Below are 466 nucleotides of genomic sequence, written 5' to 3'. Positions count from 1 at the left end.
GGTTTGGATATGACTATAACCAAGAATATTTAGAGAATGGTGGGCGATACCGGGCTCGAACCAGTGACCCCCTGCTTGTAAGGCAGGTGCTCTCCCAACTGAGCTAATCGCCCACGATAGTTTCTTTTGTCTTCACTTTTAATAAAAGTGAAAATAAAAGCCATCCTTTACGCGGAGAAAGAATGGTGGGTCGTGCAGGATTCGAACCTGCGACCAATTGATTAAAAGTCAACTGCTCTACCAACTGAGCTAACGACCCAATGGTATCCCGTAGGGGAGTCGAACCCCTGTTACCGCCGTGAAAGGGCGGTGTCCTAGGCCTCTAGACGAACGGGACACTGCAATTCATCTCTACTTTAAAAGTAGAAACAAACTTCGAAGAACTTGGGAGTTCTTCATCTCTTTGCTTTTCTAAACCTAATCAATCTGTGTGGACACTCATCGTGAGTATCTTCGTATAAGGAGG

At 45.7% G+C, this 466-nt stretch carries 3 tRNA genes; all 3 read right to left on the bottom strand.

Annotated features, from left to right (window positions below):
- Positions 1-37 precede the first annotated feature (37 nt).
- Positions 38-113 (bottom strand) — tRNA-Val (locus AB4513_RS24670).
- 70 nt (positions 114-183) lie between these two features.
- A tRNA-Lys gene (locus AB4513_RS24665) sits at positions 184-259 on the bottom strand.
- A 2-nt stretch (positions 260-261) separates the two neighbouring features.
- A tRNA-Glu gene (locus AB4513_RS24660) sits at positions 262-337 on the bottom strand.
- Positions 338-466: the final 129 nt, after the last annotated feature.

This window comes from Vibrio sp. 10N.222.54.E6 (genome assembly GCF_041473955.1).
Lineage (GTDB): Bacteria > Pseudomonadota > Gammaproteobacteria > Enterobacterales > Vibrionaceae > Vibrio > Vibrio tasmaniensis_A.
Note: the sequence above shows the minus strand (reverse complement) of the source record. Positions and strands in the feature narration are given on the sequence as shown.